The following is a 19,003-nucleotide window of genomic DNA, read 5'->3' on the forward strand; positions in this document are numbered from 1 at the left end:
CGATTTTATTGACCGAATAATTAACAGAAGTGACTAAAACTTTTGTACAAACGACACCTTAAAGTTACGACCAGGCTGGCTATAATAATCTTTTGGTGTTGAACTTTTACCTGAAGGAAGTTCAGATACATTCCAATATTTTGTATTGAAAAGATTATAAACACCGGCTCTTAGAATAGGTCCCGTTTCACCGAATGGTTTCCACCACCCTGTCATATCAACGACATGATATCCTGGAATTTTTTGGTAATCAGATTCTCCGGCTACTTTGTCACGTTTAGCTGCCAAAGTAAGGATAATATCGCTTCCCCAAACCTCTTTTGCATATCCTAATCCGATAACTGCTTTCAAAGGAGGAATTGAGTTAAGATACTCCTTTTTATCAAGATCTTTTCCTTGTGAATAAGCAAGAGCAACATTGCTATGAAAACCATTTTTAAGAACTAAATGGGCTTTTGTTTCAACACCAAAAATTTGCACGTGAAAACGATTCATGTAATGCCGACGCGCAAATCTAAATTCCTCTGATGGCCCTCTATCCTCAGTATCTATGAAATTCTTATATTGATTGAAAAAGGCATTGAAGGAACCACCGAAATTTACATTTCCATACCGTAGACCAACATCATACCCATTGCTTGTTTCTGGTTGAAGATCAGGATTCCCTTTCACATAATAAGCAGAAGGTTTGATATAAGAGACGTAAAGTTCTGAAATACGTGGTGCACGAAAAGCCTGTGCCCACTGAGCATAGAGCGTTACTTGATTACGAACATCCCACTCCACGCGTAATTTAGGAGAAAAGCGTGAACCACTTCTTTCTGGAGGGAATTTATCAGAAATCAATGCTTTCTCATAAGAAGGTGTTTTCTGAGGAACATATTTGTACCAATCATACCGGATTCCCGGTATTACACGAAAACGATCATCAACCAACCCAATTTCATCTTCAAAAACAAAACCTAAATTGTAACCATTTGTGTCTGGTGAATCTGATCGATTAGCAGGAACAAAAAGACATCCCCGAGCGTATTCTTTTATATGACAGTTGTCTTTACCTAACAAATAGTGATGAAATTTAGATGACGAAACATTCATTACAAACTTTAACGTATGGTTTATAGTGCCAAAATCCACTTTTTTAAGGGCATCAGCATTGAAACCATAATTGATATTACGCAAGAAATTATCTCTCAAATAATCCCCTTTGGGTGCTGAAACACGAACGCCTGTCATAACGTAACGACTTGATTGCCTTTGCCAATAAAGCTGCCCATTAAACACATCAAGAACTGCATCACCATTACCATTATAATTATAAGAAAGAGAAAAGCGCTCACGAAGTTTATTATCCTGCTCATAAACGGAACCTGGAGCGTATCTTTTAGACGAATTTAATTCATGTGTGTTACTATTATGACCAAAACGCTCTGCGGTAAAACCAAGGCGGTGATTATCACTCAAATATTGATGAATTTTAAAAAGCAAGTTATTTTTATCAAAGTGAGAAGGGTTTTTGCGCGTGCGTTCTTCATACCCTTCTACTGTTCCCATATTTTTGCGCTCATGACCTTCTACATAAGATCCTTGAAAAAGTAAAAATGTCCGGTAATTACGCACAGCAAAAGTTTGATCGATGCGCCAGCTGTTATCAACAGAATTATAACCACCTTTTATAAGGCTTCCCCAATTCTTTTCTTCCACGATCAGGTCTTCAGGATCAAGAGTACGCAACGCAATGATTCCCCCTAAGGCGCCAGAACCATAAAGACTAGAATCTGATCCTTGAATAGTATCAAACGTAGAAAGAGCATTGAAATCAAAAGTTGTGTTTCCACCTCCACCACGGAATATATCATTAAACCATGGAAGAGAAATACCATCCATTGTCGTAAGAACACGGTTTGCATCTAAACCCCGAATAACGAAACTGTTATTTTCTGAGTTATAGGATACGGAAGGATTAAGACGACTCACATCATAAACATCAGTTATTTGTCTTTCATCAATATTCTTGTTGGTCTTACGATCAGTCAGAATGGTTATTGAATTTGAAGCATCTTCTATTTTTTTTCCTTTAATAAGGATTGGTTTAAGTTCAGTGACAGCACTTCCATCTTTATTTTGTGCAAAAACAAATGAAGGTATACAGACCGATAATGCACTTAAAATTACACAGCTTTTATAGATATTTTTTCGTCTTATTTGCATAACACATCATAACCCTTTTAACCATCCCCTCTCTGTTTTGAAATTTTTTTAATACAAAAAGGCTGGACTCACTGATTAAAACTTGCCAGCCAAGTAGGAATGATTTTGACAACGGCACAAAATCATTAGAAGACCATATTAAACATGACAAAATCAGTCAAGAAAAAAGTTGCAATTTCAAAATAGCCTGTTTTAATGAGATTGAACACCAATATTAAGCTTAAAATAGTGGCAGAAGAAACGATGAATTTTGCAAATACGAAACAATTATTAACTCTTTGGATTGGTGCATTTATTGGGGCTTTCTTTTTGCATGTATTATTAGCAGCACAGTTTTATTTTCAAAGTACTGGTATAAGTAATGGTTTGCTCTCGTCGGAGATTATGCTGAATTTTGTGCAAGAAACTGTATATCCGGATGTTGATACAGATTTGCCAGATATTCATAGAGAGTCGGATATTAATACAGAGCAAGAAGTATTACAGTCTGATCTCCTAGAGCAGGAGTCAGAAGGATTGGAATCCGTGGATGAAGTTCAATCGGAAGAACCTCAGCATATAGTAGAACAAGATGACTTAAAGCCTTTGGAAGAACCCCTACCTCAAAAAGTGGAGCATAAAGCGTTTATCAAAAAAACAATACCGATGCCAAAGGCTGTAGTAAAGCGCTCCAATGCAAAGGCGGTACGTTCTTCTTCCATCAACAAGGGCGGTGGTACAGCAGGGCTTGAAGATATGTTGTTAATGGAGTGGTTAGCAAAGGTACAGTCACAATTAGAAAGGCAAAAAAATTATATTGTGGGACAGCGCACCAATCGTACAAAAGGAACGGTGAAGTTAGAATTTATGGTGCATGAGCAGGGGAGTATTTTTTCTAGTCGTGTAGCAGTCTCTGCTGGTGATCCGGAACTTGATCGATTAGCGATGGCAGCCCTTCAACGCGTTGGTTCTTTTCCACCACCACCACCATCAAAAGTGAATAAAACAATTAGAGTATCCCTAATATTTAGCTGATTTTTTATGCGGGGCGCTTTTCTTATAATATATTGATTTATAATGATTGTTTATAATTTTGATGAAAGTTCAAATATAATTTATTCGAATTTTTTTGATGTTGAATCAATCAAAACCATCTGCTTACTTATGATACAAGTTGAGGAGGAGCATGAATAAAAAACTTCTAAAAAGCAGTGAATATACTTCTTATGAGTGCTCTAAATGAAAGGGCTTTTGCAACATTGGGAGTTAAGGGATGATAGAGCTATAGGTTTTATTAATTAAAGGTTAATCGTGTCTAATCGATTTTTATACCATTCGTGAGAGGATTTTCGTAAGTACTTTTCAGATACACCGTTGTGAAATGGACTTAGAAACATTAAAATAAAACAATAATATAAATAAGAAAAACATACTATTTGGGGATGCTCTGTTTTGTGTAAAGGATGTGAGCTTATATGTAAAAATGAGAAAAAAGCAAAGATTCATCTTTATTATTAAAAGATATTGACATATTTAAAAGTCGTAAAACCGAATGAAAAGGGAAGGGGCAGAAGAGAATTGTTTGTCTTTAAGGCTTTCTAACTCAATGTGTCTCTCTTTCTGTTATCAGAGATAATCTAAACGATATACACAATAATGCGCCCCTATTGGGTATAGAAATATTGTAAGCAGAAAAAATAGTCTTAAAATAAGCTGTTTCACAAGATTTGAATATTGACTAATAAGCAACAGTAAAAGGATGAGCTATTTGTTTCACTCTTCTCTTATATTTGTAATCTCTATGATATTGTCATCTATGTTGAGAAGAAATGAATTATTTGTACTACCTGTTGATTTATAATGATAATTCATCATTTCGAATTTATTAATACTGAATCAATTAAAATTACTTTCTTATACGTCCTAAGAAAGTGGGTATGGTACTATTTAAAAAGGAATAAAAACACTTCTTATCAACGCTTTCAAATGCTATTTGGGAAGTTAAGGCATATTATTTCCGTCGACCAGAAAGCAAGTCGGTTTTTATATCTATTTTCCCAGTGAGTCTTGCTTTGTAGACACCATAATTTTCCATGACACGCATCACGTAATTACGTGTTTCTGTATAAGGAATACGTTCAATCCAATCAATGACGTTATCGAGAGATTGACCTCGAGGATCGCCATAACGTTTTATCCATTCATTGACTCGACGGGGACCCGCATTATAGCCAATAAGAGTTAGTATATAGGATCCATTAAAACGTTCCAATTGTTCATTGAGAAAATGGGTGCCTAATGTCACATTATAACGCGCATCACTGCTAAATCTTTTAGGAGACCATGCGATTGAGTATTTTTTTGCTAGTGCTTCTGCAGTTGTAGGAAGCAATTGGAGTATCCCTTGTGCACCTGCTTGTGATATGGCTGTTGGATTAAATTCGCTTTCTTTGTGTGCAATGGCATAGATAAGCGATTTTTCTTCTACAGAAATATGAGCAGAGTCTGGTATAGCTCCCAGAGGATGAGAGAGTGCTCCGACATTTTTTCCTAGGAAAGCAGCCATTTTTCCGATTCTGAGGCTGGTATAATAGTCACCATTTTTTTCTGCCATAACAGCCAGAAGAGCTAATTCACCGGGGCTTTCTATTTTTTTTCCGAGTTCTCTATAAAAAACTTTAGCAAACTCAGCATATCCAGCTTCTTCAAGACGTTGAATTGCTTTGATCGCTTTTCGTGCACTAAAATGTTGTCGCTCAGCGATTGTTGGTTTAGGAAAAGAGATATTAATTTTTTTTTGGTTGAGTCGCGCAGCGGCTAATTGACCATAATACGTTGCGCCAAAATGAGCGGCGCGATGAAAGTATTGCTGGGCATTTTGATGTTCTTTTAGCGCTTCTGCTGTTCGTCCCATCCAGTAATATCCACGTGATGCATAAAAAGGTAAAGAAGAGAGTTGAGGAATACGTGAAAAATGCTGCATTGCCAACTTAGGGTTATGAAGAAACCGTAGTGCATACCATCCTGCGTGAAATTCAGCATCGACGGCTAATGCAGATGTCATACCAGTGTGCCTTGCAACGAGTTGATAAGCTATTTGGGGTTTGTTTAAATCAAGCATTTCACGAGAAAGGGCGCGTTGCTCTTTCCACAATGATTGAGGGTTCATAAGATGGAATGCATCTTGTGATGTTTTCATCATGAGTGTTGCGGCTGCATCATATTGTTCTGTTCGCCGCAGATGGCGCATTCGAGCAAACTGGAAGAGAGGATCTTTTTTCCATGATCTCTCTACAGCTTTTAATTTTTGTGTAGCTCTAGGATCATTTTTTTCAACGGCTACAAAAGCATCAAAAAGAGATTGAGCATGGGCTAATTTTGCAACGCGTGCCGCTGAATCAAAACGATGTGCATACAACATAAACTGCATGCGTTTTAAATGATCAATAGGTTTTAAGGCAGCACTTGCATTTTTAAGAACAAATACTTCTTCTTGTGCATTAAGCCGTGTTTTATGCCACCATGGTGCAATAATGTGTTGAGCACGGGTGATTTGTCCCGTTGCAATGAGTGCTTTAGCAAAGAGAGCCATGCCTTGTGCTGTAAGGGGGGGATGATGAGAAAATTTTTGGATAATGGCGTGTGTGATATTGGTTTCGTTAAGAAAAGCACGTTCAGCATTGCGTTGCATCGTTTCTATACCAGGCCATCCTTTTAGCATGTTAATTGCATTAGATATTTCAGAGCTTGGTATATTATTTTGCTTTGATAGTCCTAGCGCCCATGTCAAAATATAACGATCAAGGCTATGTTTTTCCATTGAATTACGAAGATTTATTGTTTTTGCAATATTGTTGTTTGCTAGTGCATCTAATCCAGCTTTTAGTTGTTTGAGTGTCGCAGTATTGTGCGATGTCGTGTGTCTCTGTTGAAGAGGTTCTTGAGCTTCTTGTTTTATGGCAATGGGGGTAGGACGTGTCGAAGGGATTGGTACTTTCCCATGTAAAAGCGGTGTTTGTGCAAGTGCACTTGAAAATAAAATTCTTATTGCCAGTATAAGTGCAGTAAAGGTTGATACGAAAAGAGAGGTGGAAAATACACGCATAGAGAAAAGACCTTGAGACCTTGCTTTTTGTAAAAACTTAAGGATTTATAGAACACAAGCATGAAAAACGCGTTAATATAGACGGCTTATTTTAAAGAAATGTTTAACATTTAAGGAGGGACATTTTCATCTTATGGGGGCTTTTTTTGAAATTCATCTTGCTTCAATGATAGAGCAAGATTATGCTCTATTTAAAATTTATAAAAGGCGATTATAAAAAAAATAAAAGCAAACATTATAGGGAGTTTATCATGCTCAAGGGAGCTATAACTGCGCTTATCACACCGTTTGATAACAAGGGCGCGATTGATGAGAAGGCGTTTTGTGATTTTGTTGAATGGCAGATCACACAAGGGATTAACGGTGTAAGCCCTGTTGGGACAACAGGTGAATCAGCAACGTTAAGTCATGAAGAACATAAGCGGATTATAGAATTGTGTGTTGAGCAGGTTGCAAAGCGTGTTCCTGTTGTTGCTGGAGCGGGATCAAATAGCACAAGTGAGGCCGTAGAGCTTGCACAATACGCGCAAAAAGCTGGTGCAGATGCAGTTTTGGTTGTCACTCCCTATTATAATAGACCAAATCAATCTGGTTTATACAAGCACTTTTCTTCCATTGCCAAAGCTGTTTCTATTCCAATTATAATTTATAATATTCCTGGTCGTTCTATTATCGATATGGCTGTAGAAACGATGAAAGACCTTTATCAAGATTTTAACAATATCATTGGTGTTAAGGATGCAACGAGCAGAATTGAGCGCGTTAGTGAACAAGGTGAAAAGTGTGGAAAAGATTTTGTGCAGCTTTCCGGTGATGATTGTACGGCGTTAGGTTTTAATGCACATGGAGGTATGGGGTGTATTTCAGTTTCCTCTAATGTTGCTCCAAAGCTTTGTGCAGAGCTTCAAGCCGCTTGTTTTCGTGGTGATTATAAAACAGCACGAGAATTAAATGATCGCTTGATGCCTCTTAATCGTGCTGTATTTATTGAACCTAGTCCAGCAGGTATTAAATATGCTGCTGCAAAATTAGGATTTTGTGGTGATACTGTGCGTTCTCCTATTGTTCCATTAACAGAAAGAACAAAGAAGATTATTGATGCAGCCCTCAGTCATGCTGGTCTTTTAAAAGCATAAAATGATATTGACAAAGCCATGAATAAAAAAAAGAACGCGCCCGTACGGAAAATAATTGCTGACAATCGTAAAGCACGTTTTAATTTTGAAATCCTTAATAATCTCGAGGCTGGTCTTGTCCTTCAGGGAGCGGAAGTGAAGTCCTTACGTTCTAATCATGCCAATATTGCTGAAAGCTATGCGAGTTTTGAGAATGGGGAATTATGGTTAGTAAACAGCTATATTCCTGAATATACGCAGGCTAATCGTTTTAATCATGAACCACGACGTTTGCGCAAATTATTACTTTCAAAACGTGAGATGGCACGTTTTTTTAATGCAACGTCTCGTGAAGGAATGACACTTGTTCCTCTCAAACTTTATTTTAATGAACGAGGGCGCGTTAAGTTGGAGATCGCTCTAGCGCGAGGGAAAAAGCTTCATGATAAGCGCGAAACGGAAAAAAAACGCGATTGGGGACGTGAAAAAGCAAGACTTTTAAAAAGGTATGGCTAATGGATGCGATCTAGATATTCTTTATTCATAGCACTGTTTAAAACAGTTTTAGCATTGATTTAAGTATGTTTTTGCTGCTTGAAAGATTTGATGAAACATGGCGTCTGTCAAACGTCCAGTATTTGTATTATAACGAGAACAGTGATAGCTCGAAAAGATGCGTAATCTGCCGATGTTATTGATTTCGCCGTGTCCAAAAGGGTGAGCTAAAACTTTTGCATTAAGGGCACGTATCGTTGAATGGTGCGCAATGGTGCCTAAGGTAATAACGGCTTTAAGTTTGGGAAGATTTGTTAAAAGAGGTGAGAAGAAATAGCGGCACGTGTTAATTTCTGCACCGGTGGGTTTATTTTCTGGTGGAACACAACGAACAGAGTTAACAATTGCTGCATCAATAAGTTCAAGAGTATCGTCTGCTCTTTCTTCAAAGGTTCCTTGGGCAAAACCAAACTTTTTTAAAGTTGAATAAAGTAAGTGCCCAGCATAATCACCAGTAAATGGACGTCCAGTTCGATTTGCTCCGCGTAATCCAGGAGCAAGCCCAACAATAAGAAGGCGTGTTGTATCTGGCCCTTTATAAGGAAAGAATGGGCGCACCGGTGCGTTATACCAACTTGGTTCTTTTGCACGCCAGCCAGCGATAAATTGATGAAGCCTCGGACATAAATTGCAATTTTTGGGTGGTTCTGGGCACAGTGATGTTAATTGGCTATTCATGGTGTTAGGCATCAATCGTTTTTCTATTTTTTGAGTCTTTATAGCGTATATGACGGGTTATGTTTTGATAAACAATCTATAATGAATATAAATAAACTTTTTTAGAAGAAAGTTTAATATAAACTTATTGCTCATTATTGTGTAAAGAGAGGTCATTTTTCAGTAATTTATTCGATGAATAAGAGTGCGATACACATGACGTTCAAAGAAAAAAGTTCTCTCTTTAGATGAAGATATTATCATAAAAAGTATGTATAAGGCTGCTGTTATTGCAAAGGGTTTAAACAGCAGGTATTCCTTTTAAAAGGATAAGGACTCCAGACAAGTATTTTGTCAAGAAAGACCTCCCTTTGTTTGAAGTCAATCTATTGGAATGCTTTTAAAAGAAATTTTGATAACGAGCATGGATAGGTTATACATTTTTATAAATTTTCCAAGAATTTTTTTAAATAAGTTCTTTAATCAAAAAATATAAAAGTTTGTGTTGTTTTTCTTGTGTTTTATTTTGATTATTGTATATACTCCTTTATCCGCTATTATTTTTTTATTTGAGAAAGAGGCATAAATGGCCCGCGTAACGGTAGAAGATTGTATTGATAAAGTTGACAACCGCTTTGAATTGGTACTTTTAGCAGGTCATCGGGCGCGTCAGATTTCACAAGGAGCGCAGATTACGGTTGATCGTGATAATGATAAAAATCCAGTTGTTGCTTTGCGTGAAATAGCAGAAGAAACATTGTCGCCTGCTGATTTAAAGGAAGACCTTATTCATTCGCTGCAAAAGCATGTGGAAGTAGATGAGCCAGAAATGGCAAGTGGATTTATTACCCATTCAGGTGAAGCTGAAAGTGTTTTTAATACGTCGTCGCAAGAAGAAGGTACTTCATTTGATCATATGTCAGAAGAAGAGCTTTTAGCGGGTATTGAAGGTTTGGTTGTTCCAGAAAAAAGTGACGATTATTAATTGCAGCAATTTATGTTAAAGGGGTAAAGATACTTTGTCATGTGAGGAGCAATTATTTTTCGTGTCTTTTATTAATAGGACGTGTTCAATAAAGATTAGGGGTGTGAAAAGATAAAGGATATGCTCGTATGATGCGTCAGTGTGAGCTTGTTGGACGTGTTCAACGTTACAAGTCTGACGTAGATGAGGCTCTTTTAAACAGGGCCTATGATTATGCAATGAAAAAGCATGCACATCAAAAGCGTGCGTCAGGTGATCTTTATTTTTCTCATCCTTTAGAAGTTGCTGCTATTTTGACAGATATGCGGTTGGACGAGGCAACGATTGCTGTTGCTCTTTTGCATGATACAATTGAAGATACAAGCGCTACACGAGCAGAAATTGATCAGCTTTTTGGTTCTGAAATTGGAAAGTTGGTTGAGGGGCTTACAAAGCTTAATAAGCTTGATCTTGTATCAAAGAAAGCCGTACAAGCAGAAAATCTTCGTAAACTTCTTATAGCTATTTCTGATGATGTTCGTGTTCTTTTAGTCAAACTTGCTGATCGTCTTCATAATATGCGTACCCTTGGTGTTATGCGTGATGATAAACGTCGGCGAATTGCTGAGGAGACGATGGATATCTATGCGCCACTTGCAGGTCGTATGGGTATGCAGGATATGCGTGAGGAATTAGAGGATCTCTCTTTCTTTTATTTAAATCCAGAAGGTTATCGTACGATTACCAATCGACTTTCTGAATTATTGAAACACAACCGTGATTTGCTTTCCACAATTGAAAATGAATTGACAAAACTTTTTTTCGAGCATGGCATTAAAGCAGATGTTAAAAGCCGTCAGAAAAAATCTTATTCAGTCTTTCGCAAAATGGAAAGTAAAGCATTATCTTTTGAACAATTATCGGATATTTTTGGATTTCGTGTGATTGTTGAGTCCGTGAATGATTGTTATCGTGCTCTTGGTGTCATTCATACGACATGGCCAATGGTTCCTGGTCGTTTTAAAGATTATATCTCTATACCAAAGCAAAATGATTATCGTTCTATTCATACAACAATTGTTGGTCCTTCAAGACAACGTGTTGAGTTGCAAATTAGAACGGCTGCTATGGATGAAGTTGCTGAATATGGGGTTGCTGCTCATTCCATATATAAAGAGCACGGTTCCAATTATTCGACTGTGAAGTTATCAAGTGAAACGAATGCCTATGCATGGTTGCGTCAAACGATACAATCTTTGTCTGATGGAGATAATCCAGAAGAGTTTTTAGAACATACAAAACTTGAGCTTTTTCAAGACCAAGTTTTTTGTTTTACGCCGAAAGGTCGATTAATTGCTTTTCCTAAAGGAGCTACGCCTATTGATTTTGCTTATGCCGTCCATACAGATATCGGTGATTCTTGTGTTGGTGTAAAAATCAATGGTCGTATTATGCCTTTAATGACCAAATTAAAAAATGGTGATGAGGTTGATATTATTCGCTCACACGCTCAAATTCCGCCAGCAGCATGGGAATTTCTTGTTGTCACGGGTAAAGCACGTTCAGCTATTCGACGAGCAAGTCGTGCAGCGGTACGTAAACAATATTCGGGTTTAGGATATCGTATTCTAGAGCGTTCATTTGAATATATGGGAAAGCAATTTTCAAAAGACCTTTTGAAGAAAGTTTTGCCACGTTTAGCACGTAAAGATGTAGAGGATGTATTGGCTGCTGTTGGGCGTGGAGAGCTGTTTTCCGCTGATGTGATTAAAGCGGTTTATCCTGATTATCAAGATCACCGTGTGGTACAAAAGTCATCTTTTAAGCCTGGGGAAGAAGGTTGGTTTAATATTGAAAATGCTCAAGGTATGATTTTTAAAGTTCCAGAAAATGAAAAGAATGGAATGGTCGAGAATCATCAATCTAAAGCCTTGCCTATTAGAGGAACCCGTGGAGATATACCCGTACGTTTTTCACCGGAAGGAGCAGTACCTGGAGATCGGATTGTTGGTATTATGCAGCCAGGAGCTGGGATTGTTATTTATCCAATACAGTCTTCAGCTTTGATGGCGTATGATGATCAGCCAGAACGATGGATTGATGTCCGCTGGGATATTGATGCCCAAATGAATGAACGTTTTCCTGCACGGATGAATATTTTAGTTGTAAATAGTCCTGGTTCTTTGGCTGAAATTACACAAATAATTTCTGCTAACGATGCCAATATCCAAAATTTATCTTTTATCCGTACAGCACCAGATTTTACAGAAATTATGATTGATTTGGAAGTGTGGGATTTAAAACATTTGAATCGTATTTTTTCTCAGTTAAAAAAGGCAGGTTCAGTAAGTACAGTACGGCGGGTTCATGGATAAAAAGAAAGATTTTGCAATGAATACACAAGATGTCATTGATATTTTTAAACAAGCAGATGCTATTCTAAAAGGGCATTTTATTTTAACATCGGGGCGCCATAGTGCGACTTATATGCAAAAAGCGAAAGTATTCATGCATGCTGACTTGACGGAAAAGTTATGTCGTGGATTGGCTGAAAAAATCAAAAAATCTATCGAGGGAAAAATTGACTATGTTGTTGGTCCCGCAATTGGGGGTCTTATTCCTTCCTATGAAACTTCACGTCACCTTGGTGTTCCTTCTCTTTGGGTAGAGCGTGTAAATGGCATCTTTGAATTGCGTCGTTTTGAAATCAAGAAGGGTGCACGGGTTGTTATTGTTGAAGATATTGTAACAACGGGTCTTTCCATTCGTGAGACTGTTGAAGCGCTTGTTACAGCAGGAGCAGAGGTATTGGCCAGTGCATGTATCCTTGATCGTTCTGGTGGTAAGGTCAATGTTGGAGTTCCATTGATTGCGCTTGCTGAATACGAGATAACCTCTTATGCTAGTGATGCACTTCCTGCAGAGCTTTCTGTTCTTCCCGCGATTAAACCAGGCAGTCGAAATATTTAATTGTCGTTCTATTTTTTTGTGCAAAAGCTTAAAAAGATTAATTTGGATGATATAGATTATTTCATCATCAAAAGATGTATATTGAGAGTCATATGCTTTTTCGTCGTCGAAAACCAATAGATTTTGTAACGCGTATTCGACTTTGGTTATGGCCACGTCGTTCATTTTCTCGCTCATTTTGCTACATACATAAACGTATTTTGCGTATATCAGCAACACCGCATGAAGTAGCATTAGGGGTTGCTGTTGGCGTTTTTTTAGCTTGTTCACCTTTCTTTGGGTTGCATATTATTTTGGCAATATTTTTTTCTTGGCTTTTGCGTGCAAACTTTGCTGCCGCAATCATTGGGACAATTTTTTCTAATCCACTCACATTTTTATTGATTGTCATGGCTGATTATAAAGTAGGGTATTTTTGTTTATCACTTTTTAGCGATGTCAAAGAGATTTCTCTTTCGCAAATTCGTGCTCTATTTAATGGTTTGACATTGTCAAATCTCTCTCTCCTCTTTAAAGGCGCATGGGATACAATTATGAGTCCTATGATTTTAGGGGGAACTCTTTTAGGTATTGTTTTTGGTGGTTTATCTTATATAGGTGTTTACAGAGCAACGGTTCGTTTTAAACAAAAGCGATATCAAAAGATTATAAAAAAAGGCGTTTAAAGAAGCGCTCATCGTAAGAAAGATCGGGTAATATCTTATGATTATTGGTCTTGGAAATGATCTGGTTGATATACGACGTATTGAGAAAATGTTGGTTCGTTATGGTGAGCGTTTTATCCAACGGATTTTTACGGATATTGAAAGAAATAGATCTGAAAATCTCAAAAAAAGCTCCTCTTCCTATGCAAAAAGATTTGCTGCGAAAGAAGCATGTGCTAAAGCCTTAGGAACGGGAATCGCTTGTGGTATCAATTGGAAAGACATGGGGGTAGTTAATTTGCCATCTGGTAAACCAATAATGCAATTAACAAATTGTGCGCAAATGCAACTTCAAAAGTTATTACCTCCTCATCATGATGCAGTTATTCATCTTAGCATAACAGATGATTTTCCTTGGGCACAGGCATTTATTATTATCGAAGCACTTCCACGTGGATAGATGGCGTGAGAGATTGTGCTTTTGTTATTTGAATATTATGATGAAAAAAATTATATCTGTGATGAGAAGGCAGTTGGTGATGATCCCAAAAGATAAAGTGCATAAAAAAGAAAAAAAAGGTGGGCTTCTTGAATTTATTTCTGTTTTAATACAGGCTTTGCTTTTAGCAGCGTTTATTCGGACACTTTTTTTCCAGCCGTTTAGTATTCCTTCCGGTTCAATGCGTCCTACTTTGTTGGTGGGAGATTATCTGTTTGTTTCTAAGTATGCATATGGGTATTCTCGTTTTTCCATCCCCTTTTCTCCTCCTCTTTTTTCTGGACGGATTTGGGCATCTCAACCTCAACGTGGAGATGTGGTCGTTTTTCGCTTACCAAGTAATCCGAAGATTGATTATATAAAACGCGTCGTTGGGCTACCAGGTGATCGTATACAAGTCCGTCAAAGTGTCCTTTATATTAATGATGAGGCTGTTTCACGTCACTTTATGGGGGAGATTGATAATTCTGATATAACGGAAGTGAACTATCCTGTTGAGGTTTATCGCGAGACAATGCCTAACGGTGTCAGTTATGATACACTTGATTTAGCTTTCATCCCGAAAGTTGATGATACAGAAGTCTTTGAAGTTCCTCAGGGACATTACTTTATGATGGGGGATAACCGCGACAATTCAGATGATAGTCGTTTAGATGTAGGCTATGTTCCAGAAGAAAATCTTATTGGTCGCGCGAGCGTGATTTTCTTTTCTATCAGTAATGGTTCAAGTGCTTGGCAGATTTGGCGTTGGCCATTTGATGTGCGTTGGAAACGTTTGTTTTCTTTCATAAATACGGTTCATGATTTGCCGCTTATCAAGCAAGGAAACAACGATGAAACGTCTCATGATTGATCAGCTTTTCAAGCTGACGGGGCATCGTTTTAAAGATGAAGAGAGGTTAAAGAAGGCATTAACACACTCGAGTGTACAAGATTCGGAACAGGGGAATTATGAACGACTAGAGTTTCTAGGGGATCGGGTTTTAGGGCTTTTGATTGCAGAGATGCTGTATCAACTTTTTCCTCAGGCAAGTGAAGGTGAATTATCAGTCCGTTTAAATCATCTGGTCAATGCACAGACATGTGCTGATATTGCGCGTGAAATGAGACTTCCTGATATGATCCGTGTTGGTTTTGAGATGAAAAATTTTGAGGGGCGTCGACTTATCAATATGCATGCAGATGTCGTGGAAGCTTTGATTGCCGTAATATATCTCGATGGAGGATTGGAAAGTGTTCGCCCTTTTATTCAAAAATATTGGCAAAGTAGGGCAAAGAAAATGGATGCTGGTCGACGTGATGCCAAGACAGAATTACAGGAATGGGCGCATATCCAAGGCAATGCACAACCACATTATCAGGTTATAAAACGTTCAGGTCCAGATCACGATCCTGTTTTTATGGTAGAGGTCAGTATTTCTGGGTTTGCTTCAGAGATTGGGCAGGGAAGCTCCAAAAGATATGCTGAAAGAATGGCAGCTGAAAAAATTTTGCGACGAGAGGGTGTATGGAAAACAGTGGGAAAAAATAATCATGAGTGACGTTATGAAAACGCGTTCTGGGTTTGTTGTGCTTATTGGGATGCCTAATGCCGGTAAATCGACATTGGTTAATCAATTGGTTGGAACAAAGGTTTCAATTGTAACACATAAGGTACAAACAACACGAACTTTAATCCGCGGTATTGTCTTTCATGATGATGTGCAAATTGTGTTGGTCGATACACCGGGTGTTTTTCGTCCCCATAAGCGCTTAGAACGAGCCATGGTCTCTGCTGCTTGGGGAGGGGCTAAGAGCGCTGATGTTCTGCTTGTTTTAATTGACGCTCAAAGTGGTCTTTCGGATGAAGTTGATATGATGTTAGATATTGTAAACAATATGAAACAAGAAAAAGTTCTTGTTCTTAATAAGGTTGATACAGTTGTTAAATCATCTCTTCTAGCGTTAACCACTAAAATAAATGAACGTGTAAAGTTTGCGCAAACATTTATGATTTCTGCTCTAAACGGTTCTGGTTGCAAGGATTTACTTCATGCGTTGAGTAACATGATGCAGGAAGGACCATGGTATTATCCGGAAGATCAAATTTCTGATATGCCTATGCGTCATCTTGCTGCTGAAATTACGCGTGAAAAACTTTTTCTTCGTCTTCATGATGAACTTCCTTATTCCTCAACGGTTGAAACAGAAAACTGGGAAGAGCGTTCAGATGGTTCCGTTAAAATTAATCAAGTTATTTATGTCGAGCGTGAGAGTCAGAAAAAAATTGTCTTAGGAGCAAAAGGCGATACAATTAAAGCGATTGGTCAAGCAGCACGTAAAGAACTCATGGAAATTATGGATCAAAAGGTTCATCTTTTTCTCTTTGTGAAAGTGCGCGATAATTGGGATACCGATCCAGAACGTTATCGTGAAATGGGATTGGATTTTTTAAAATAAGATTTTTAAAAATAATTAAAGTAAAATGAAGTGGAAAGAACAAGCCGTTATACTTGGTACGCGCCAATATGGTGAAACAAGTGTTATTCTTGAGATTATGACACGTGAACATGGTCGTTATATGGGAGTGGTAAAAGGGGGGCGCTCGCGTCGCATGGCAGCTCTTCTTCAACCTGGAAATTTTGTGGAGGCTGAATGGTGGGCTCGTTTAGACGAACATTTGGGACTTTTTCGGCTTGAAGCTCTTGATTTACATGCGGCACGATTAATCTGTCTACCAGAAGCACTTTATGCTTTGCAATTGATAGCTTTTCATTTGCGGCTTCTTCCCGAACGTGATCCGCACCCCATTTTATATGATATTTTACACCTTTTTATGCAGAATTTTGATGAACCATTTGTAAATGCAGAATTGCTTGTACGTTTTGAAATGCGGCTTCTTGAAGAACTTGGTTTTGGTCTTGATTTATCTTGTTGTGCTGCAACAGGTCGTCAGGAAAGGCTTCATTACGTATCACCAAAATCTGGTCGGGCTGTCTGTGAAGAAGCAGGAGAACCTTGGAAAAAAAAACTTCTTATTCTACCACAGTTTCTTGTACAAAGAATGACTCGTCCTGCTGATTTTAGTGATATAATAAATGGTTTTATACTGACGGGTTTTTTTCTTATGCGTCATGTCTGGGAGCCACGAGATATAAAGCAGCCGTCAGTGCGCATGAATTTGATACAATTGTTTGAGCGCCAATTTGGTGTACAGGCATTAATTTGTTGATCTGATGATAATTGAATGGGAAAATGAGAATTTTAAAGACAATTGCTGAAGTTCGCCAATATACTTCAGAGGAACGACGTTTAGGTTTTTCGATTGGTTTTGTTCCAACAATGGGGGCATTGCATGATGGTCATCTTGCATTAGTACAGTATGCAAGAGCAATGTGTGATCGCGTAGTAGTTTCTATTTTTGTCAATCCAAAGCAATTTGGACCTCATGAAGATTTTTCTCAATATCCAAGAGATTTGAAGGGCGATTGTGCTTTGTTAAAAGAAGCAGGTGTTGAATGTGTTTTTGCTCCTTCTGTAGATGAAATGTGGCCACCAGGAAATGACACAATTGTACAAGTGAAAAAATTATCACGTATTTTGATGGGAAAATTACGTCCAGGGCACTTTTGTGGTGTAACAAGCGTTGTTGCTAAACTTTTTAACATTGTCCAACCAGATAAGGCTTTTTTTGGGGAAAAAGATTTTCAACAAATTTTAATTATTCGGCGTATGGTTGAAGATTTGGCTTTTCCTATTGAAATCGTTGGAGTTCCTATTCTACGGGAGTCAGATGGTGTAGCTTGTTCTTCACGCAATCAGCTTTTAACATTAGAAGATCGTAAAGCTGCCAAAATTCTTCCTGAAAGTGGAAAAGCTGCTGAAAAGCTTTACCATGAAGGTGAACGGTCGGTTGATAAATTATGCAAAACTGTTCATGATATTTTACAACAAGAAACGCGTGCAATCATTGAAGCGATAGATTTACGGGATATGGAAAATTTATGCGTGATTAGAGGAACATTGAATAAACCAGCAGTTTTACTTCTTACTGTCCGCTTTGGTGAGGTAAGGCTGATTGATCAATATATATTGCAAGAGAAGGGTGGAAAATGAGTGTACATAAAACCGTAAAGCGTATAACATCTTCCGAAATACGTGCAAGAAAGGGACAACAGCCAATTGTTTCTTTAACAGCTTATCAAGCTTATACTGCGCGGATTGCTGATCCATATTGCGATATCCTTTTGGTTGGTGATAGCGTTGGGATGGTTGTGTATGGGTTTGAGACAACGCTTCCTGTTAATTTAGATATGATGATTTTACACGGGAAAGCCGTGGTGCGTGGATCTCAAAAAGCTCTTGTGGTTATTGATATGCCTTTTGGTTCTTATGAAGAAAGTCCAGAACAAGCTTTTTTTAATGCATCGCGTATTCTTGCTCAAACGGGGTGTGGTGCAGTTAAGCTTGAAGGGGGTGTTTATATAGCAGAAACAATAGATTTTTTGTGTAAACGTGGCATTCCAGTGATGGGGCACATTGGTCTTACACCCCAGGCGGTGAATCGTTTTGGTGGCTTCAAAACACAAGGACGCAAGGAGAATGATTGGCAAAGAATTGAAGCAGATGGAGCAGCGATTGAAGAGGCAGGTGCTTTTGCTGTTGTTTTAGAAGGGATTGTCGAACCTTTAGCGGTGAAACTGACAAATAAGCTTTCTATCCCTACGATCGGTATAGGGGCGTCTAATCAATGTGATGGACAAGTATTGGTTATGGAAGATATGTTGGGCTATGGTTCTCATGTGCCAAAATTTGTACGCCGTTATGGAGACCTTGAACAAGCCATGGAAACTGCAATAAAGAATTATGCAGAGGATGTCACATCTCGTGCTTTCCCAGCGGATAATGAAGTTTATAAACTAAAATAAACTTCAGTTTAAGATGAAAGGTTTGACAAGAGAACATTTGTTGTTTTGATAATAAATGTGCATTATTTAATATATTTTGTATACAATTTGAGCTGTGATTTTTTCCATTTCTTGAATGGAGTCACGCCTCTCATGCAAAACAGAACGCCATTGGGTCGCTAATTCACGTGCTTTTTTAAAGAGAGCTTTCTTAAGGCACCCAATCCTATTTCGCGACGGCGTTCGTGAATAATATAGTGGTAAGTCCCTTATGAAGTGTATAAAATTTATAGAGCACTCCCGTCTTTACGCTTCATAAGAAAGCAAGCCGGCATCATCACACACTTTGCCAATTTTCAATGCTGCGACAGCGCTTAGCACTTGAGATGGTTCATAAGAAGCATTTTAACTCTTTCTT

The 19,003-nt window shown here is 38.1% G+C and carries 17 protein-coding genes; 14 read left to right on the forward strand and 3 right to left on the reverse strand.

What is annotated here, in order from left to right:
* Window positions 1-33 precede the first annotated feature (33 nt).
* On the reverse strand, window positions 34-2,211 hold the full coding sequence (locus ACFIK2_RS02725) for a TonB-dependent hemoglobin/transferrin/lactoferrin family receptor (protein WP_375676869.1): 2,178 nt from the start codon (window positions 2,209-2,211) through the stop codon (window positions 34-36).
* A 243-nt stretch (window positions 2,212-2,454) separates the two neighbouring features.
* On the opposite strand from ACFIK2_RS02725, the gene ACFIK2_RS02730 reads away from it, so the two are divergent.
* Window positions 2,455-3,225: an energy transducer TonB gene (locus tag ACFIK2_RS02730; RefSeq protein WP_375661839.1), complete on the forward strand. Its 771-nt coding sequence runs from the start codon at window positions 2,455-2,457 to the stop codon at window positions 3,223-3,225.
* Between the two features lie 976 nt (window positions 3,226-4,201).
* Here ACFIK2_RS02730 and ACFIK2_RS02735 read toward each other — a convergent pair.
* Window positions 4,202-6,295, reverse strand: a complete 2,094-nt coding sequence (locus ACFIK2_RS02735) for a lytic transglycosylase domain-containing protein (protein ID WP_375676870.1) — start codon at window positions 6,293-6,295, stop codon at window positions 4,202-4,204.
* 251 nt (window positions 6,296-6,546) lie between these two features.
* Here ACFIK2_RS02735 and dapA point away from each other — a divergent pair, with 251 nt between their 5' ends.
* A complete protein-coding gene (gene dapA / locus ACFIK2_RS02740) occupies window positions 6,547-7,431 on the forward strand; it encodes a 4-hydroxy-tetrahydrodipicolinate synthase (RefSeq protein WP_375612952.1) in 885 nt (294 codons plus the stop codon).
* Window positions 7,432-7,449: 18 nt separating this feature from the next.
* A complete protein-coding gene (smpB, locus tag ACFIK2_RS02745; RefSeq protein ID WP_012231306.1) occupies window positions 7,450-7,926 on the forward strand; it encodes an SsrA-binding protein SmpB in 477 nt (158 codons plus the stop codon).
* 48 nt (window positions 7,927-7,974) lie between these two features.
* Here the strand turns inward: smpB and ACFIK2_RS02750 are convergent, their stop codons facing one another.
* Window positions 7,975-8,643, reverse strand: coding sequence for a uracil-DNA glycosylase (locus ACFIK2_RS02750; RefSeq protein WP_375634305.1), 669 nt, complete (start codon window positions 8,641-8,643; stop codon window positions 7,975-7,977).
* A gap of 565 nt (window positions 8,644-9,208) precedes the next feature.
* Between ACFIK2_RS02750 and rpoZ the strand changes: the two genes are divergently transcribed.
* The 11 genes from rpoZ (at window position 9,209) to panB (ending at window position 18,606) form a co-directional block, all read left to right on the forward strand.
* Window positions 9,209-9,607, forward strand: coding sequence for a DNA-directed RNA polymerase subunit omega (rpoZ, locus tag ACFIK2_RS02755; protein WP_375617635.1), 399 nt, complete (start codon window positions 9,209-9,211; stop codon window positions 9,605-9,607).
* Window positions 9,608-9,735: 128 nt separating this feature from the next.
* On the forward strand, window positions 9,736-11,961 hold the full coding sequence (locus ACFIK2_RS02760; protein ID WP_375634164.1) for a RelA/SpoT family protein: 2,226 nt from the start codon (window positions 9,736-9,738) through the stop codon (window positions 11,959-11,961).
* 16 nt (window positions 11,962-11,977) lie between these two features.
* A complete protein-coding gene (gene pyrE / locus ACFIK2_RS02765) occupies window positions 11,978-12,556 on the forward strand; it encodes an orotate phosphoribosyltransferase (RefSeq protein WP_375617711.1) in 579 nt (192 codons plus the stop codon).
* A 92-nt stretch (window positions 12,557-12,648) separates the two neighbouring features.
* Window positions 12,649-13,221: a DUF2062 domain-containing protein gene (locus ACFIK2_RS02770; RefSeq protein WP_375617637.1), complete on the forward strand. Its 573-nt coding sequence runs from the start codon at window positions 12,649-12,651 to the stop codon at window positions 13,219-13,221.
* Between the two features lie 37 nt (window positions 13,222-13,258).
* Window positions 13,259-13,660, forward strand: coding sequence for a holo-ACP synthase (gene acpS / locus ACFIK2_RS02775; RefSeq protein WP_375654946.1), 402 nt, complete (start codon window positions 13,259-13,261; stop codon window positions 13,658-13,660).
* Window positions 13,661-13,739: 79 nt separating this feature from the next.
* A complete protein-coding gene (lepB, locus tag ACFIK2_RS02780) occupies window positions 13,740-14,552 on the forward strand; it encodes a signal peptidase I (RefSeq protein WP_375640607.1) in 813 nt (270 codons plus the stop codon).
* On the forward strand, window positions 14,533-15,240 hold the full coding sequence (gene rnc, locus ACFIK2_RS02785) for a ribonuclease III (protein ID WP_375634160.1): 708 nt from the start codon (window positions 14,533-14,535) through the stop codon (window positions 15,238-15,240). Before lepB ends, rnc begins: the two co-directional genes overlap by 20 nt.
* On the forward strand, window positions 15,233-16,138 hold the full coding sequence (gene era / locus ACFIK2_RS02790) for a GTPase Era (protein ID WP_375676871.1): 906 nt from the start codon (window positions 15,233-15,235) through the stop codon (window positions 16,136-16,138). The genes rnc and era overlap by 8 nt, the downstream gene beginning before the upstream one ends.
* A gap of 25 nt (window positions 16,139-16,163) precedes the next feature.
* Window positions 16,164-16,910 carry a DNA repair protein RecO gene (recO, locus tag ACFIK2_RS02795; protein WP_375617640.1) on the forward strand — a complete coding sequence of 249 codons (747 nt, stop codon included), beginning with the start codon at window positions 16,164-16,166 and terminating at the stop codon, window positions 16,908-16,910.
* Between the two features lie 23 nt (window positions 16,911-16,933).
* Complete coding sequence (panC, locus tag ACFIK2_RS02800) at window positions 16,934-17,794, forward strand: pantoate--beta-alanine ligase (protein WP_375634313.1); 861 nt, start codon at window positions 16,934-16,936, stop codon at window positions 17,792-17,794.
* Window positions 17,791-18,606 (forward strand): 3-methyl-2-oxobutanoate hydroxymethyltransferase, encoded by an 816-nt coding sequence (panB, locus tag ACFIK2_RS02805; RefSeq protein ID WP_375634156.1) that lies wholly within the window; start codon window positions 17,791-17,793, stop codon window positions 18,604-18,606. The genes panC and panB overlap by 4 nt, the downstream gene beginning before the upstream one ends.
* Window positions 18,607-19,003 lie beyond the last annotated feature (397 nt).

Origin of the sequence: Bartonella sp. AP88XZML (assembly GCF_042195565.1) — a bacterium.
Taxonomy (GTDB): Bacteria; Pseudomonadota; Alphaproteobacteria; order Rhizobiales; family Rhizobiaceae; genus Bartonella.